The organism is Cupriavidus pauculus (assembly GCF_003854935.1).
GTDB lineage: Bacteria > Pseudomonadota > Gammaproteobacteria > Burkholderiales > Burkholderiaceae > Cupriavidus > Cupriavidus pauculus_C.
In genome coordinates, this window is sequence record NZ_CP033969.1 from 452265 (window position 1) to 467631 (window position 15367).

Annotated in this window: 13 protein-coding genes; 3 read left to right on the forward strand and 10 right to left on the reverse strand. The window is 64.1% G+C overall.

Features of this window, described 5'->3' with window-relative positions:
• Positions 1-148 precede the first annotated feature (148 nt).
• Complete coding sequence (locus EHF44_RS03765) at positions 149-820, forward strand: hypothetical protein (protein ID WP_124682513.1); 672 nt, start codon at positions 149-151, stop codon at positions 818-820.
• 95 nt (positions 821-915) lie between these two features.
• On the opposite strand, the gene EHF44_RS03770 is transcribed toward EHF44_RS03765, so the two are convergent.
• The 5 genes from EHF44_RS03770 to EHF44_RS03790 form a co-directional block, all read right to left on the reverse strand.
• Complete coding sequence (locus EHF44_RS03770) at positions 916-1338, reverse strand: hypothetical protein (RefSeq protein WP_253699953.1); 423 nt, start codon at positions 1336-1338, stop codon at positions 916-918.
• Complete coding sequence (locus tag EHF44_RS03775) at positions 1301-3331, reverse strand: integrase (protein WP_253699955.1); 2031 nt, start codon at positions 3329-3331, stop codon at positions 1301-1303. Before EHF44_RS03775 ends, EHF44_RS03770 begins: the two co-directional genes overlap by 38 nt.
• A complete protein-coding gene (locus EHF44_RS03780) occupies positions 3309-4943 on the reverse strand; it encodes a tyrosine-type recombinase/integrase (RefSeq protein ID WP_124682514.1) in 1635 nt (544 codons plus the stop codon). The genes EHF44_RS03775 and EHF44_RS03780 overlap by 23 nt, the downstream gene beginning before the upstream one ends.
• Complete coding sequence (locus tag EHF44_RS03785; protein WP_124682515.1) at positions 4940-6136, reverse strand: site-specific integrase; 1197 nt, start codon at positions 6134-6136, stop codon at positions 4940-4942. Before EHF44_RS03785 ends, EHF44_RS03780 begins: the two co-directional genes overlap by 4 nt.
• A gap of 136 nt (positions 6137-6272) precedes the next feature.
• Positions 6273-6740 (reverse strand): toll/interleukin-1 receptor domain-containing protein, encoded by a 468-nt coding sequence (locus EHF44_RS03790; protein WP_253699957.1) that lies wholly within the window; start codon positions 6738-6740, stop codon positions 6273-6275.
• Between the two features lie 182 nt (positions 6741-6922).
• Between EHF44_RS03790 and EHF44_RS28280 the strand changes: the two genes are divergently transcribed.
• On the forward strand, positions 6923-7066 hold the full coding sequence (locus EHF44_RS28280) for a hypothetical protein (RefSeq protein WP_172965990.1): 144 nt from the start codon (positions 6923-6925) through the stop codon (positions 7064-7066).
• A 337-nt stretch (positions 7067-7403) separates the two neighbouring features.
• Here EHF44_RS28280 and EHF44_RS03795 read toward each other — a convergent pair whose 3' ends face one another.
• The 3 genes from EHF44_RS03795 to EHF44_RS03805 form a co-directional block, all read right to left on the reverse strand.
• Complete coding sequence (locus EHF44_RS03795) at positions 7404-7964, reverse strand: single-stranded DNA-binding protein (protein WP_124682517.1); 561 nt, start codon at positions 7962-7964, stop codon at positions 7404-7406.
• A 220-nt stretch (positions 7965-8184) separates the two neighbouring features.
• Complete coding sequence (locus EHF44_RS03800) at positions 8185-9435, reverse strand: MFS transporter (protein WP_124682518.1); 1251 nt, start codon at positions 9433-9435, stop codon at positions 8185-8187.
• A complete protein-coding gene (locus EHF44_RS03805) occupies positions 9407-9796 on the reverse strand; it encodes a hypothetical protein (RefSeq protein ID WP_124682519.1) in 390 nt (129 codons plus the stop codon). The genes EHF44_RS03800 and EHF44_RS03805 overlap by 29 nt, the downstream gene beginning before the upstream one ends.
• A gap of 37 nt (positions 9797-9833) precedes the next feature.
• On the opposite strand from EHF44_RS03805, the gene uvrA reads away from it, so the two are divergent.
• Entirely contained in the window at positions 9834-12698 is a 2865-nt protein-coding gene (uvrA, locus tag EHF44_RS03810; protein ID WP_124682520.1) for an excinuclease ABC subunit UvrA, read from the forward strand.
• 174 nt (positions 12699-12872) lie between these two features.
• Here the strand turns inward: uvrA and EHF44_RS03815 are convergent, their stop codons facing one another.
• Positions 12873-14549, reverse strand: coding sequence for a Na/Pi cotransporter family protein (locus EHF44_RS03815; RefSeq protein ID WP_124682521.1), 1677 nt, complete (start codon positions 14547-14549; stop codon positions 12873-12875).
• Positions 14550-14709: 160 nt separating this feature from the next.
• Positions 14710-15282: an adenine phosphoribosyltransferase gene (locus EHF44_RS03820; protein WP_124682522.1), complete on the reverse strand. Its 573-nt coding sequence runs from the start codon at positions 15280-15282 to the stop codon at positions 14710-14712.
• Positions 15283-15367 lie beyond the last annotated feature (85 nt).

The following is a 15367-nucleotide window of genomic DNA, read 5'->3' on the forward strand; positions in this document are numbered from 1 at the left end:
GTCGATGCGCAGGGTGCGCGGGTGTGCAGCTATTGTGCGCCGTGCGGGGGCGCATGTGCCGGGCGAATGCTCGGTATTTTGGGGTAGCTTTCGGGGGTGACGGCGTCGATGGCAGAATAACCCGGTCCATACGACAAAGGTTTCGCCCATGCCCGCTCCCGCCGAAGCCACCGTTCTCCCCTCTGCGCGAGAACAACTTCATCTCGCCCTTGGCATCTGGATGCGCGAGCTCGATGCCTACCCCGGCTGGAAGGCGTGGCGCAAGGGCAGATTAGCCATCACGCTCTATGACGAGCACATCCCCCGCACTGGGGATCCGAACCGCCCCAGCGAGTTCGTATTTTCCCCGGAGATCGACCGGCAGCACGACCTGGTCACCCAGTACTTCGGCATCGAGCAGGCGGTGTTTGCCCTGCGCGACTGCGAGTACTACTTCCGCCGCTTCCCCTTTCGCGGCCTGCCGGTCCACAAGCACACGCACCTGACCTACATGTGCGAGATGTTCTTCAACCGGTTCTATGAACTCAAGGAACGCATCAAGCGGTACCTCAATGCGCTCGCCAAGCTCGCGCCCAAGCATCGCATCGAGATCGGACCATTTATAAAGCGCTTCGAGAAGGAGTTCGATCAGGAGCTGCGCGAGCGCAACGGGGTGCACCATCACGGCCGCTTCGAGGATCTCGCAATTGATCGCATCTTCGTATCGCACGCAGTCGCCGAGCAGCACGATGCCTGGGCCATGGAATCCGAACGCTACTATCGCCAAGCCGTACGCGAGTGGGCCGAGCGCGTGCGCAGGCGATCGGCCAAGGCGGAGTAGTTCGTCGACGCGGTCGCGCAGGTGACACTCGATGTCTGCGGCTTTCTCAAGATTGCAACGCCGATCACTGAGACACCCGAGCCCGCTAAATCTGCCTAGGCTTTCCGATTCAAGGGATCCAATGGGCGATCCAATTCCTCGATACTGAGCCCGCGTTGCAGACATTGATTGGCAATGCGTTGCCAGCGCCGTAGCCATTGCGCTTCAATGTTCTCGTACCATCGAATCTTGGCGCGCAGGCTCTCCACCGTTTGATCAAGGTATGCGATCTCGTCGCGAATCGCTCGAGACCTGGACTTTCGGCTTCCGTCCGCCAGCGCACGCTTGGCTTCCTGGTAGGCATGCACGATCTCTGGATGGCGGCTGAGTGCCTGGCGGGTATATCCGGAGAAGGCTTCGACACGCCCCCATGTCAACCGCGTTCCCATTTCCCTGCCCTGCCAGCGCTCAAGCTCGGCGATGATACCGGCCTTCCTATGCTCACTTATCTTTGCGCTCGCTCGGATGCTTGTCGGCATGCTCTCGCTCCTCTACGTATCGCACCAGATCAGCTCTGTGGAAGCCGATTGTTGATAGCTGCTCCATCAACTGACCATATCGAGTCTCAAGATGCCGATACCAATCCGAGTGCATCAAGGATCGCGACCTCGCACGTGCCGTCACGGCATGCAGGCTGATGTATGCCACCGCGGCCTGCCTTATCAGTTCGTGCGCTCTGGCCTCTTCGCCCTTGATCCACAAGTAGTCCTCGCACTTCGCCGTGCATTGCAGGTGGCGCTCACAGGGAGACATCTGGAAGTCGTGGACGCATAGTCCCGGCCCCACGTCATGGACTGCCTGGATGCGCGCGGTCAGGAATGTCTTTGCCACTTCAAGCGGCAGCGCTTTGGCCACCTCAACAATGCTTCCCGCCAACTTGTCTTCTAGAACCTCATTCACCACCTGCGCCGCTCGCTGGGCAGCCGTCAGATGTTGGTAGGCTCTCGTATCCGCCTCATGCTGGCGACCGAACCACTTCGTTTGCACAAGATCCGGCGCCCCACCTTCGTCCAGCAGGTGGTTCAGGAAGTGACGGAGTCCATGTGATCGCACGCGCAGTACAAGGCCGTCTTTACCCGCCAGTCCATACCGTTCGAACGCCGATGGAATGGCGGGCCGTCCGGTCAAGAAGTCACTTACGTTCTGTTCAGATACCGGTCGGGCCGCGTATGTGAGCGTTGTCCGCGTCCCGCGATGGAACTGGTTTGCGTAGACCGCGCACAGCGCTTCATGGAGCTCGAGCCGTTGACCGGCAGGCCCCGGGATCACCGGTCCGAACCAGTGGTCTTTCGCAATACCACTGCGCAGTGCATCCCGTTCTACACGGAGCCTTCGATTCACGACCTCGTAGGGAATTTCGCGCGATCGGAGGAACTGCGCAAGACCCCAACTTTTCAGACCCAGAACGGTCCGCAAGTCAGACGTGGAAAGGAATCTGGGAATCGCGTTGCCAGGCACTAGCGAGCCGCAACGATTTGCCTTCATGGCAACCTGTCGCGGCCCGTCTGTTGCCCCGCGCAGTTCCGCCACTGCGGCCTCCACCAGTTCAACGGTCTCGGACAGCAACGGCTTCGAATGCCATTCGACCATCACGTCGTCAGCACGGCCTTTCAGCCTCGCATAGCGCAGGTTCCGGCTGCAGTCCTTCGCAACGGAGATGGGATTCACCGGCAGCGTCAGCATCTCGCCAACTCTCAGGCCCGTACACGCCATGATCGTGACGATCAGAATCAGTATGCGGTCGGCCGCGCTCCCATCGTCAGGATGTTCGGCCGGTGGGATCGTCTGGTAGAGCCATCCAAGCGCCCGGATCGCTTCCTCCTTCGGTAGCCTGTCCGACACCTCAGGCGAACGGTCTCCGATCCGGTCTGGCGTCAATGACCTAGGCCGTGCCTTTCGCCTGCAGCGCCAGTCCAGCCTCACGCGACTTAGTCGGTATCGGTCCATCATGTCGGCGAACTCCTCCATGTGGCCGAGGACTTTGTATGCCGAGGTCTCTCGTTCCCTGCGCAGAACTACGGTTGCTGCCCGATCCAGATCATCCTTTCGCAACTCGGCCAGGTGATGACCCGTCCTTCGGATGGCGTCGCAGATATAGCGCGTAGCGCGGATGAACACGCTGTGGCTTGCCATGGATTGACCGCGTCTTTGATGGCGCATGCAAACAAGTGCCTTGACGAGATCTGCGAATCCCTCTGGCAACGGATCGCCCACACCTTTGGCCGCTTTTCTGTGCTGGGTGAACGGCAGCCGCAATCCCCGGGCATTGGCTTTGTATCCGCGCGTGCGGTGCTCGTATGCAGCCGAGACATCCCAGACCGGAGCATCCCACTCGACATCACCGAACGGCATCAACGCTTTCGCCTTGCCGATCAGTTGCTTGCCGTTCTCGACCCAGTCATCTCCTGCAGGTGCTTCCAGGCGACCGACAGCCGCCATCGTCTTACGCCTAACCGCCGTTCCGTTTGCCATGGTGCGCCACCAGTTGAACAACCTCCGCTACGGCGTAGATCACTTCATCCATCTGGACTGACAGGCGCATGCCAAGCTGCCCACGACGCACGTCCCTGCCCTTGAGCAGCGCATCTAGTACGGCCTGATGGTCGGCTTCCAAGTACGGCTGGAACTTGGGGCAAACGTAGCAGGAGTATGGTGGATCCAGCAAGCAGCGCGGTGACTGGCCGCATGCGCCAATCTCCACCGAATCCACCGCTTCCACATCGCCGACGAAACGGACTCTCTTTTCCTGGCGAACGACCTTCGCCGCTTCCGAATCCACTCCGATGGGCGTCCCCTTGAACAACTTCATAAGGGGGCCGAGCCGCAGCGCAGCGGCGCGATCCAGAATGCGGGTCAGGCGCGCCCCCTTCAGCGCATAGTAGACGCGCACATGTTGCGTATCGGAATGGTCCAACATCGTGGCAAGCACAGTCTTCGAAGCACCAAGCTCCACCATCGTCGTGGCAAACGTGTACCGCAAGCGGCGTGAACTCAATCGAAGCTGACGTCCGGTACGCGGTGATTCGATTGCCATTCGGGCAGCGAACCCCCGTATGAGAATCAGGAATTCCTTTCCCGTCATGTGGTACGCATACTCATCGACACCGGTTCCCGCCCGCCATTCGTCCGCGCTGTCGCGCATAAATAGCGGACGCGGGTAGCCTTTGCAATCGATACTCCCATTGGCGGCCAACAGCTCACGTATCAACGGCAGCAGATCGTTGCTCACCCGCTCTTGCACAAACTGCTGGCGCACACCGATTCCCCACTTCTTGATGCGGGGAATGGACAGTATCCACTGTGGGGGCACGTCGAACCCGGCCAACTGGTTTGACAGATCCTCCTCCCTGAGGAGGCAATAGTTCGATGGATTCCGACCATATGCCAGGCTCAACGCAATCGCTGCACGCTGCATCACGTGCGCCCGCTCCTGGGAGCGGTCACCTGCCAATGCCGCTCGCAGGACAGCCACCTCCGTGTCCCAGAGCGGCCCGCGCTCCTCATCTTCCAACTCCACCGCGAGCTGGGAAGAGCGTGCGGGTATGGAGACCTCATCCAATTCAAGCGCGAACTGCTCATCGAACCCCAGGCGCGCGAGCATTGTTGCTGACCAGCGATACCAGCTTCGCAGAAGGTAGAACTCGTCCATCGCCTTTCTGGCCCGTAGCGCGCGAACAGTTGTCTCGACATGCCGACACAATGCCACCTTCAGGTCTTCTGTCTGTTCCACCGATGCCAAGGCTCGCCACTGTTCCAATAGCGCCTGCCCCTGCGTACTAATGCCTGAGGGTCTTCCTCGCATGGCCCCAAGCACTTTAGTCAGCGCATTGAGCACGCTCCGACCCGCTTGCTGCGTCATTAACATCGATGCCCATCGACGCAGCGCGTAGCCAACGACTACGCTGCCGTCCGACTGCCTCTCCCAATGAAACGCGGCGTTGTTGGTCGCGAGATTGAATTTCCAGTACGTTTCACCCATCTCCATCCGACGACCTTCTCGGTCGATGACGTAGCTCGGCAATGGTGGAAGCTTGTTTTTGCGCAGCAACGACATGATTGCGCGGTTGACCTCGGCGTTCGTCATTCGATATCGGTCATCGATGCATTAAAGACCGTCGATTGGTACGCAAGGCTGAGCTCACAGGACTCGCGCCTGATCGCTTGCCAAACATAAGGTCGGATGGAATCCGACGAGCGCCAGCCGAAGAAGTACATCATGTGCTTCTCGACGCGCTCCTCGTCCAGGCCTGTCCGCAGTGCTCGCGCACGGAAGTTCGTCGCGCACGTACTGCGCAGGCAGTGCGGGTGCAGATCGCGGAATTCAGCATGTGCAGCGCCCACCTGTGTGAGCAAGCCGTTGACGCGAGCCAGGCTCATCGGTGCGCCATCTCGGCTCAGGAATAGGAACGGACTTTTGTCCGCCCCCGGTATCGCTCGACGTGTACGACAGATATAGGAATTCAGCAGTGAAGCCAGCGCCCGATCGCAAGGCAACTGGCGCGACTCTGTCTTCACCTGGGGTTCATGGCGGCGAGGGTCCTTCGCGTCGTCAGGCGAGCGCTCGACCCGGATCTCCGGAATCGCACCCGATAAGACACAGTCCGCAACCCGTAGTTTGAGGAGTTCGCCCCGCCGGATACCCAACAACAACAGCACCAGAACGATGACGTAATTGCGGTCCTGATACGCGGCCTTCCACGGATTTTCATCACTGCCGGGACGGCAGATGCTCAGGAGGCGGTTCACCCGCTCCTCGGACAGCGGCGACGCATGATGTACCGGCTCGGCACGCCTTGGCCCGGCCGTGGCGAAGGTGTGCTGCATCGTGGCCAATCGCTCCCTGACGTGGCTCAACTCCGGGCTTCCAATCGGCAATCGGGCCATAGCCCTCTCCAGATGCCAACGAATGAACTGCATGACAACCTGCAGACGCTGCGCTACGGTAGTCGGGGCGACGACCAGCCGACGTACCGCCACTCGCGATTGGAAGTCGCGCCTTAACCAAGGATAGAGTTGACTGGCAATCTCGTCCGGTGAGAGGCCGTCGCCGGCAAGCAATCTCGCCTGCAGCGGAATGGAATGCTGGACCGCCCACAGCCACAGCAGACCGAGGACATGCAGTGCCTTGGTCAGGCTGTTGGCCGACAGCCGCGAACGCAGCCGCTGAATTGCATACTCGTTGATCCAGCCAATAGGTTGCCGGTCTGCGTCCAGCAAGATCGGCAGGCGCTCGCCGTCGGAGTGCCGGACCGTCACCACATGGAATCGGGCGTGCATTGGCGCTCCTTCGGCCGACGCGTCCAATCCACCGTAGGCAATGTTTACGACTTTTCTGTGTCACGGAGCATTCATCCGCCCCAGAAGCAAAAAGCCGGCTCTCGCCGGCCTTTCTGCCGTACGGATGCCTCTCCTGTCAGCTCCAGATAGAAACCAGCTCGGCAATTTTGGTTGCGACTACCGCCATCGTATCTTCCGACGTGTCAAGTCCGCTTCGAGAAGCAAGCATGGGGCTGACATCGCGGAGCGCAGTGTAGGTAGTGCCGTGCACAATGGGCACGAGACGGTTACCTTGCAGAAGAGTCGAAAGTTCTTTGTCAGCGACACCCTCTTTCGGAAGGCGTGCCAACAATGCGGGGGTCACCAAGACGAGCCCAATTTTCGAGGCCGCTAAGCCTTTATCGATAGCTCGCATCATCGGTACGCCAAGACCAAGGTCCTTCTCGCTAAACCAGACCTTGACACCAGCCGCCTCAAGCAAATCGTGCAGCTCCTTGGCCGCGCCCTGCCTGTCATCCCAAGCGTGGCAGAGGAAGCAATCCCTAAGGTCCGGCTTCGCCGCTGCTTCCTTTTCAACAGCCTCGCGAATCGGAGTCAGGGACACCACCTGAGCGGGCGTGTACGAAACGGACGAACCGGCACGCGACCAACGCGGCCTTGAACTGCCGCCGCCGCTGGACCGGCCACCGCTGCTATAGCTGCTACCACCAGAAGAGTAAGACGAGCCGTAGCCACTGCCGTATCCACTGCCATAGCTGCCGCGGTACCCGCCATAGCGGGAGCTACATGCCGGACAAGCTGCTGCCGCTGCTGCCGAGTGGTGTCCTCGAACTGGTGCTGTGCATCGTGACATTGCTTTGCTATCTCCCTTGTGGTGATCGCGCTAATCATACGCGCAGTAACGAAAGCCATCACTCGATGAAGCTGTAGGTATCAGCTATCGATAACCGATTAGGTCGTGCTGCGCGGCAGCAACTTCGGACAGCGTAGATGGAGGAGCGGCAACAGCCCAGCCGTAACTCAAAAGCAGCACTGTGTCGCCATGCAACTCCAGATGTCCACCCGTAGTTGGACGCCGAAGATCCTGCCAAAGCGTTTAACTTCTGGAGCCGAACTTGACACTTTCGCTTCCTGACGGAAATCTCATGATTCTCCGCAAAACCAACGCTGGATCTTTCCAATGCACCATTGCCAATAAGATACTGATTAAAAAGAAAAACCCCGCACAGAGGCGGGGTTGATCTTTACCAATATCCGTTACTCAAGGTTAGAACGGAATATCGTCGTCCATATCCTCGAAGCCGTTCGACGACTGTTGCTGGCGACGCTGGCCGCCCTGCTGGCCGCCGCTGCCACCAGCCCCGCCGCCGCCCTGGCCGCGGCCGCCGCCGTAGCCGGCGCCACCGCTGCCGCCTTGCGATTCGCGGCTGTAGCCGCCGCCACCACCGCCACCGCCGCCGTAGCCACCCTCGTCACCGCCGCCACCGCCGCCCTGGCGGGCGCCCAGCATCTGCATCTGGTCGGCGACGATTTCGGTGCTGTACTTGTCCTGGCCGGACTGGTCCTGCCACTTGCGGGTGCGGATGCGGCCTTCGATGTAGACCGACGAACCCTTGCGCAGGTACTGGCCGGCGATCTCGGCCAGCTTGCCGAAGAACGCGATGCGGTGCCACTCGGTCGCTTCCTTGAACTCGCCGCTCTGCTTGTCCTTGTAGCGGTCGGTCGTCGCGAGCCGGATGTTGGTGACGGCGTCGCCGCTGGGCATGTAGCGGGTTTCCGGGTCGGCGCCCAGGTTGCCGACGAGGATGACTTTGTTGACCGATGCCATGGTGAAGATCTCCAAGGACCGCGCCCTTTCAGCGCGGCGTTAAACGTAGTGCGAGGTTCGCGGGATGAATGGCGGCGCGACGGGCGCAGGAACGCCCAGGGATGCCGCCCGTTAACGACATCACGCGCCGTCCGGAGAGACCGTCGGGCGCGTGTCGAATGCTACCGCCTGTATCGGGAAAAAGCGTTTCGGGCTGTTGCGGAGACTTTAAAAAGTGTGTCTAAGCCGCCACGGCCGGGCCGGCTTCCTGCTTGCGGGCCGGCGGCGCCTTCATGCTCCAGGCGATTATAAGCCAGAGCAGCAGCACGGCCGCGCAGCCCACGAACACTGCCGGGCGGCCTTCGTGCTTGAGCAGCCAGCCGCCCGCCACGCCGCCCAGGAACAGCCCCAGCGCCTGCGTGGTGTTGTAGATGCCCAGCGCGGCACCACGGCTGGCGGCCGCGTAGCGCGACACCAGCGACGGCTGCATGGCCTCCAGCACGTTGAACGCGACGAAGAACAGCAGCAGCACGCCGGCGATCGGCCAGAGCCCGTGCACGGTGGCGAACAGCAACTGCACGGCCGTCATCAGCGCCACGGACGCCAGCAGCACCGGCCGCACCTTGCCGTAGCGCTCGGCGGCCATCATCGGCCCGAGCATCAGCAGGAACGACACCAGCACCACGGGCAGGTACACCTTCCAGTGCTGGTCCAGCGGCATCCCGGCGTCGGCCAGCATGGCCGGCACCACCATGAACATCGCCACCTGGCTGGCGTGCAGCGCCAGCACGCCCACGTTCAGGCGGATCAGGTCGGCGTTGAGCAGCACCTGCCGGAACGGCAGTTGCACCGGATGCGGCGGCGGCGGGGCTGGCACCAGGAAGATCGTCACGCCGATGGCCAGCACGCCCAGCACCGCCATCAGGCCGAAGATGCCGGGCATGCCGATGGCGTGCAGCAGCGGCGATGCAATCACCAGCGACAGCGCGAACGTCAGCCCGATGCTGCCGCCCACCATCGCCATGGCCTTGGTGCGATGGCGCTCGCGCGTCAGGTCGGCAATGCAGGCCGTAATGGCCGCCGAGATGGCGCCCATGCCCTGCAGCGCGCGGCCCACGGTGATGCCGGTCAGCGTATCGGCAAAGGCCGCCACCAGCCCACCGGCCACGAACAGCAGCAGGCCGGCCACCATGACCGGCTTGCGGCCCACGCGGTCCGACAGCCAGCCCAGCGGGATGTGCAGGAACGCCTGCATCAGGCCGTAGATGCCCATGGCCAGGCCCACGCGCTGGGCGTCGTGCCCGTCGGGCAGCGTGCGCGCGAATTCGGCAAAGACGGGCAGGATCAGGAACAGGCCCAGCATGCGCAGGGCGAAGATGCTGGCTAGCGACAGGCTCGCGCGCAGTTCGCCGCGCGTCATGCGGTCGCGCAGGGTCTCGGCGGGGGCCGGGTCGGCGGCAAGGCTAGGAGAAGAAGGCGGGATCGACGGCATCGCGGTCGTTGGTGGAATTCTGGTCCGGTCGCCGCATCGGCAGCCTGGCAGCTTCGATCAGGCCGGTGCCCGCGAGTTGCCAGGTACCGCCATGTCTGGCGTGGCGGACATTGATCGGCCCGCCGCCGCCGTAACGCCAGCGCCGCTGGCGGCCGGGCGCCCGGGCGGGGCCGTCTGGCGCCGGGCAACCCCGGAAACCGAAGTTCGGTATATTAGCAGGTTTGCTTCTCGCGCTTTCCCGGTCACGTGCAGTGCGGGCGGGACCCGGAAAAGTGCGCGGCAGCGGGCTGGCGGCCGCGTGCGGCGGGCCATTCCAGGCGTCGGGCAAGGCACATCGAATTTCCGCGGGCACGGCCGGCATGCTGCTGGCCGCGGCCCACCGGGCGAACGAACGGGATATGGAAGAAATCAAGATCCGTGGGGCGCGCACCCACAATTTGAAGAACATCAACCTGGACCTGCCGCGCAACAAGCTGGTGGTGATCACGGGCCTGTCGGGCTCGGGCAAGTCCTCGCTGGCGTTCGACACGCTCTACGCCGAGGGCCAGCGCCGCTACGTCGAATCGCTGTCCGCCTACGCCCGCCAGTTCCTGCAACTGATGGAAAAGCCCGACGTCGACCTGATCGAGGGGCTGTCCCCGGCGATCTCGATCGAACAGAAGGCCACCAGCCACAACCCCCGCTCCACCGTCGGCACCGTCACCGAGATCCACGACTACCTGCGCCTGCTCTACGCCCGCGCCGGCACGCCCTACTGCCCCGATCACCACATCGCGCTGCAGGCCCAGAGCGTCTCGCAGATGGTGGACGCCGCGCTGGCGCTGCCCGAGGACACCAAGCTGATGATCCTGGCGCCGGTGGTCTCGGACCGCAAGGGCGAGCACACGGACCTGTTCGATGCCATGCAGGCGCAGGGCTTCGTGCGTTTTCGCATCCGCTCGGGCGGCGGCACCGCGCACGAGGCGGCCGCCAAGGTCTACGAGGTGGACAGCCTGCCCAAGCTCAAGAAGACCGAGAAGCACTCGATCGACGTGGTCGTGGACCGCGTCAAGGTGCGCGCCGACATCAAGCAGCGGCTGGCCGAATCGTTCGAAACCGCGCTGCGGCTGGCCGACGGCCGCGCCATCGCGCTGGAGATGGACACGGGCCACGAGCATGTCTTCAGCTCGCGCTTTGCCTGCCCGATCTGCTCGTATTCGTTGCAGGAGCTGGAGCCGCGGCTGTTCTCGTTCAACAACCCGATGGGCGCCTGCCCGAGCTGCGACGGGCTGGGCCAGATCACGTTCTTCGACCCGAAGCGCGTGGTGGCCTTTCCGAACCTGTCGCTGGCCTCGGGCGCCATCAAGGGCTGGGACCGCCGCAACCAGTTCTACTTCCAGATGCTGCAGAGCCTGGCGGCCTATTTCGACTTCGACACCGAGACCGCGTTCGAGGACCTGCCCGCCGAGGTGCAGCAGGTGGTGCTGCAGGGGTCGGGCGAGCAGGAAATCCCGTTCACGTACATCAACGAACGCGGTCGCACCACGGTGCGCGAGCATGCGTTCGAGGGCATCATCCCGAACCTGGAGCGCCGCTACCGCGAGACCGATTCGGCGGCCGTGCGCGAGGAACTGGCCAAGTACCAGAACAACCAGGCGTGCCCGGTCTGCCACGGCACGCGGCTGCGCACCGAGGCGCGCCACGTCAAGATTGGCGAGGACGCGCAGGCGCGGGCCATCTACGAGATCAACAGCCTGCCGCTGCGCGACGCGTTGACGTGGTTCCTGACGCTGAACCTGCACGGCGCCAAGCGCGAGATTGCCGACAAGATCGTCAAGGAGATCTCGGCGCGGCTGAACTTCCTCAATAACGTGGGGCTGGACTACCTGTCGCTGGAGCGCAGCGCCGACACGCTGTCGGGCGGCGAGGCGCAGCGCATCCGGCTGGCGTCGCAGATCGGCTCGGGGCTGACCGGCGTGATGTACGTGCTGGACGAGCCGTCCATCGGCCTGCACCAGCGCGACAACGACCGCCTGATCGGCACCCTCAAGCATCTGCGCGACATCGGCAACTCGGTGCTGGTGGTGGAGCACGACGAGGACATGATCCGCGCGTGCGACTACGTCGTCGACATCGGGCCGGGTGCCGGCGTGCATGGCGGGATGATCGTGGCCGAGGGCACGCCGGCGCAGATCGAGCAGTCGCCGGCGTCGCTGACGGGCCAGTACCTGTCCGGCCAGCGCACGATCGAGGTGCCGAAGCAGCGCGCCGCGCCCGACCAGGAGCGCATGCTGCGCATCGTCAACGCCACGGGCAACAACCTGCGCAACGTGTCGGCCGAGATTCCGGTCGGGCTGCTGACCTGCATTACCGGTGTCTCGGGATCGGGGAAGTCGACGCTGATCAACGACACCCTGTACAACGCCGTGGCGCGCCACCTGTACGGCTCCACGGCGGAGCCGGCGCCGCACGACCATATCGACGGGCTGGAGCATTTCGACAAGGTCATCAACGTCGACCAGAGCCCGATCGGCCGCACGCCGCGGTCGAACCCGGCCACCTACACGGGCCTGTTCACGCCGATCCGCGAGCTGTTCGCGGGCGTGCCGTCGGCCAAGGAGCGCGGCTACGACCCGGGCCGGTTCTCGTTCAACGTCAAGGGCGGGCGCTGTGAGTCGTGCCAGGGCGACGGCGTGATCAAGGTGGAGATGCACTTCCTGCCCGACGTCTACGTACCGTGCGACGTCTGCCACGGCCAGCGCTACAACCGCGAGACGCTGGAAGTGCAGTACAAGGGGCGCAATATCTCCGAGGTGCTGGACCTGAGCGTGGAACAGGCGCACGAGTTCTTCAGCGCCGTGCCCGTGGTGCGCCGCAAGCTGCAGACGCTGCTGGACGTGGGGCTGGGCTATATCCGGCTGGGCCAGTCGGCCACCACGCTGTCCGGCGGTGAGGCGCAGCGCGTGAAGCTGTCGCTCGAACTGTCCAAGCGCGACACGGGCCGCACGCTCTACATCCTCGACGAGCCGACCACCGGGCTGCATTTCCACGACATCGAGCTGCTGCTGAAGGTCATCCAGAAGCTGCGCGACCACGGCAACACGGTCGTGATCATCGAGCACAACCTCGACGTCATCAAGACCGCCGACTGGCTGATCGACATGGGCCCCGAAGGCGGCGCCGGCGGCGGCCAGGTCATAGCCAAGGGCACGCCGGAAACGGTAGCGGCCAGCAAGGCCAGCTTCACCGGGAAGTATCTGAAGCCGTTGCTGAAGCGGGGATAAGAGGGCCCGCTCAGGTACCTTCTTTCTGCCCTCTCCCGCCTGCGGGAGAGGGGTCGGGGGTGAGGGCCGGCGGCGCAAGCGCCGACTTGTCGCAATTTGCACCTCAACGCCCTCACCCCCAGCCCCTGTCCCGCGTGCGGGAGAGGGAGCCACCACCATCGGCCAGGCCAGCCACTACCGCACTTCCGCCACGTCCCCCACGCCGCCAGGCGTGTCTTCCTTCATCCGGCTGCGGTTCATCAGGCCCGCCTGTTCCAGCACCGGGTACGCCGTGGCGCAGAACAGCGAGTTCAGGCGCTTCAGTTCGCTGATGACGTCCAGGTGCAGCGAGCTGGTCTCGATGCTTTCGGCGGTCTGCACGGCCACGCGCTGCAGGTGCGAGCGGGCGTACTGGCGTTCCAGGTCGCGGAAGTTGGCCTTCTCGGCCATCAGCTGCTGGGCGCTGCGGATGTCGCCGGTCAGGAAGACCGACAGGCCCAGCCGCAGGTTGCCGACCACCCGCCGATGCATCTCGGCAATTTCCTCCATGCCGGCCTCGGAGAACGACAGGTTGTGCGCGATCTTCTTCTCGCGGGCGTCCATGATGACCCGCTCGATCAGGTCGCCCGCGTGCTCCAGGTTGATGGTCAGCGAGATGATCTCGGTCCAGCGCTGGCCGTCGCGCTCGTCCAGCGCCTCGGTGCTGATCTGGGTCAGGTACAGCTTGATGGCCGTGTAGAGGTCGTCCACCTCGTTGTCGATGCGACAGGTGGCGTTGGCCAGCTTCAGGTCGTTGGTGCGCAGCACGCGCAGCAGGTTGTCCAGCATCTGCTCGATGCGGTCGCCGATGCGCAGCACCTCGCGGGCGGCGTTGGAGAGCGCCAGCGTGGGCGTGGACAGCGCGGCGGCATCCAGGTGGCGCGGCGTCACCTGGCTGTCGCCGGTATTGCGGCCCGGCAGGATCGCCTCGCACAGCCGCGCCAGCGGCCCGGTGGCGCCCAGCAGCAGCACGGCCAGCGCCACGTTGAACAGCAGGTGAAAGTTGACGACCAGCCGCTGCGGGTCCGTATCGACCAGCGCCAGCAGGTCCTGCGCCTGGATCAGCAGCGGCAGCGCCACCAGGCAGCCCACCAGCCGCGACAGCAGGTTGCCCAGCGTCACGCGCTTGCCGGGCTGGTTGTTGCCCGAAGTGGTCAGCAGCGCCGAGATGCCCGAGCCGAGGTTGGCCCCCAGCACCAGCGCCAGCGCCACGGGAATCGACACCACGCCCGCCTTGGCCAGCGCGCCGCAGAACAGCACCACGGCCAGGCTCGAATAGCAGAGGATGGTCAGGAAGGCGCCGATCAGCATGTCCAGCGCGGCGTCGCCGGTCAGCGTGCTGAACAGCACCTTGACCCCGGCGGCCTGCACCACCGGCCGCGTGGCGATCGAGATCAGTTCCAGCGCCAGCGTGATCAGCCCCAGGCCGATCAGCACGCGCCCCACGTGGCCGGCCTTGCTGCCCTTCCACGACAGATGCAGGATCACGCCGACGAAGATCAGCAGCGGCGACAGCCAGGACAGGTCCAGCGAGAACACCTGCACCATCAGCGCCGTGCCCACGTTGGCGCCCAGCATGATGGCCAGCGCCGGCGCCACGGCGATCAGGCCCTGGCCCACGAACGAGCTGACGATGACGGCGGTGGCGTTGCTGCTCTGCACCAGGCCGGTCACGCCCAGGCCGGCCGCGAACGCCTTGAACCGGTTGGAAACGCTGACCGACAGCACCTGGCGCAGGTTGGCGCCGTACACCCGGAGGATGCCGACCTTGACGATGTTGGTGCCCCAGACCAGGAGCGCCACGCCGGAGAGAAGATGAAGCAGTACGCCCATTGCGCGTCCCTTCGTGACCGGTGCCGGCTGGCGAGGCTTGGCAAGCGAAAAAGGGCGGCCCGCCCGGTCATCGCGATGTTATCAATGGGGCATTATGCGCCGCGCGGACATGTGGGGCAATGACACCCAGGTCTGACGGCGCCGCGGCGTTGCGTGCCGGTCAATGCCCCTCGAACTTGCAGACCGTGAACAGCGGCAGCCCGGCCGCGTGCAGCAGCTTCGAGCCGCCCAGTTCGGGCAAATCGACGATGGCCGCGCCCTCCACCACCGTGGCGCCCAGCCGCTCCAGCAGCTTGCGCCCGGCCATCATCGTGCCGCCGGTGGCAATCAGGTCGTCGATCAGCAGCACGCGGTCGCCGGCCTTGCAGGCATCGGCGTGGATCTCCACCGTGGCGCTGCCGTACTCCAGCTCGTACTCCTCGGCCACGGTCTGGAACGGCAGCTTGCCCTTCTTGCGGATCGGCACGAAGCCCAGGTTCAGCTCGTAGGCGATGATCGACCCCAGGATGAAGCCGCGCGCGTCGATGCCGGCCACGAGGTCGAGCTGCTGGTCCATGTAGCGGTGCACGAACACGTCGATCAGCACGCGCAGGGTCTTGGGGTTCTGCAGCAGCGGCGTGATGTCGCGGAACTGCACGCCGGGCTGCGGCCAGTCCGGCACGGTGCGGATGCGGTCACGCAGGTAACCGGTGACATCGCCGAGGTCGGGGGACTGGATGATGGAATCTGCCATGGGGAATCTGTAGGAAAGGGTCATGCGGTAACGGGCTACCACCCGCGCCGCGCCGGGCCGCCGCACAATGGCCGGGCTGCCCGGG

Coding starts and splice junctions, on each gene's coding strand:
- EHF44_RS03780 (WP_124682514.1), bottom strand. CDS start 4,943: ATGACGAACGCCGAGGTCAACCGCGCAATCATGTCGTTGCTGCGCAAA.
- EHF44_RS28280 (WP_172965990.1), top strand. CDS start 6,923: ATGCCGGACAAGCTGCTGCCGCTGCTGCCGAGTGGTGTCCTCGAACTG.
- EHF44_RS03785 (WP_124682515.1), bottom strand. CDS start 6,136: ATGCACGCCCGATTCCATGTGGTGACGGTCCGGCACTCCGACGGCGAG.
- EHF44_RS03775 (WP_253699955.1), bottom strand. CDS start 3,331: ATGGCAAACGGAACGGCGGTTAGGCGTAAGACGATGGCGGCTGTCGGT.
- EHF44_RS03800 (WP_124682518.1), bottom strand. CDS start 9,435: ATGCCGTCGATCCCGCCTTCTTCTCCTAGCCTTGCCGCCGACCCGGCC.
- EHF44_RS03815 (WP_124682521.1), bottom strand. CDS start 14,549: ATGGGCGTACTGCTTCATCTTCTCTCCGGCGTGGCGCTCCTGGTCTGG.
- EHF44_RS03805 (WP_124682519.1), bottom strand. CDS start 9,796: ATGCCGGCCGTGCCCGCGGAAATTCGATGTGCCTTGCCCGACGCCTGG.
- uvrA (WP_124682520.1), top strand. CDS start 9,834: ATGGAAGAAATCAAGATCCGTGGGGCGCGCACCCACAATTTGAAGAAC.
- EHF44_RS03765 (WP_124682513.1), top strand. CDS start 149: ATGCCCGCTCCCGCCGAAGCCACCGTTCTCCCCTCTGCGCGAGAACAA.
- EHF44_RS03820 (WP_124682522.1), bottom strand. CDS start 15,282: ATGGCAGATTCCATCATCCAGTCCCCCGACCTCGGCGATGTCACCGGT.
- EHF44_RS03795 (WP_124682517.1), bottom strand. CDS start 7,964: ATGGCATCGGTCAACAAAGTCATCCTCGTCGGCAACCTGGGCGCCGAC.
- EHF44_RS03770 (WP_253699953.1), bottom strand. CDS start 1,338: ATGCCGACAAGCATCCGAGCGAGCGCAAAGATAAGTGAGCATAGGAAG.